Source organism: Bartonella sp. AC130YNZD (genome assembly GCF_042196865.1).
Taxonomy (GTDB): Bacteria; Pseudomonadota; Alphaproteobacteria; order Rhizobiales; family Rhizobiaceae; genus Bartonella.
The window spans coordinates 1-966 of sequence record NZ_JBHIQZ010000126.1; the positions used below are offsets into that span (position 1 = coordinate 1).

Sequence of the window (966 nt, forward strand, 5' to 3'; positions counted from 1 at the left end):
ACAATAAAAAGGCTCTAAAGCCTGTTGATATTTTATCTCCGTTTTTCAAGACAGTTCTGAACTGAGTTGAGATGGTAAATTGAGAAAACAATCCCGCCATTCCAAGTAAAGGCAAGGATGGCAGATTGTTGATCATCACAAGAAAGACTTAAGGCTGGCATTTGCGACTATTTTTATATTTTTTACAAAACGGGCTATTTAAGCGCTTCTTGACACTTCTCTGTGGGATGACAGCGCCTGGACGACAAATCGGAAGGTTTTCGGCTTTATGATTCTCGCACATAGTCCCCCCCCCTACTTTATCACGAAATCCCGATTGAAGCATGCAAGCTTCTATGCTTCCTATTGCATTGTTGCTTAACTTTCTATTTTCTGGATCGCGATCATAAGGGGTTGGCATGCCACATTCTAATAAGGCTTTTCCTATTTCAGTAAAATTAGTAACACCATTTTTCTCCCACACACTCAAATACCCGCCAGGAGGCTTATTAAACTGACATCCAGCTATACTTAACAGAACTATTATACTTAATAATTTTAGAGTCTGTTTCATTTTTTACTCCATGATTTACTTAAAGGAAATTGTTCACGATGAGATGAACCATAATCATATCTACATTTATAACCTGCATCTCCAAGACAAGTATGGGAACTTATGGGATTCATGATCACTCTCCACCATTCTTTCCACCAGTTACTGCCAGCAGGTATTGTCTCATAAGTATAGCCATTGCCGCCAATAATTCTGCTTACAAAGTCATATCTATTCCCATCAAAGCCAACAATGGTTTGTTTGCCGTCACTCACATAACCTAACAGACCGGATGCAACTAAAGCATTAAAGGCTGGTCCATAGAGATTGATAGTCGTGTTTTCGTTGGCTATACCGTGCACACCTTCTTGTTTGAAAGAATTCAGCATATTCCCCAATGTCATTGTCCCGCGACTATGTCCATAAAGTTCTAA

1 protein-coding gene and 1 pseudogene are annotated in these 966 nt (G+C 39.4%); both read right to left on the reverse strand.

Annotation, left to right across the window (positions count from 1 at the left end; genetic code table 11):
* Positions 1-148 precede the first annotated feature (148 nt).
* The gene (locus ACFINU_RS10055; RefSeq protein ID WP_375667698.1) at positions 149-553 is read right to left on the reverse strand and encodes a hypothetical protein; all 405 of its coding nucleotides are present in this window, start codon (positions 551-553) and stop codon (positions 149-151) included.
* Positions 550-966 (reverse strand): annotated as a pseudogene (locus ACFINU_RS10060) (filamentous hemagglutinin); the annotation flags it as partial. The gene ACFINU_RS10055 and the pseudogene ACFINU_RS10060, both read right to left, overlap by 4 nt.

Bases quoted from the DNA above. Each gene is read 5' to 3' on its own strand.
- ACFINU_RS10055 (WP_375667698.1), bottom strand. From the start codon at position 553: ATGAAACAGACTCTAAAATTATTAAGTATAATAGTTCTGTTAAGTATA.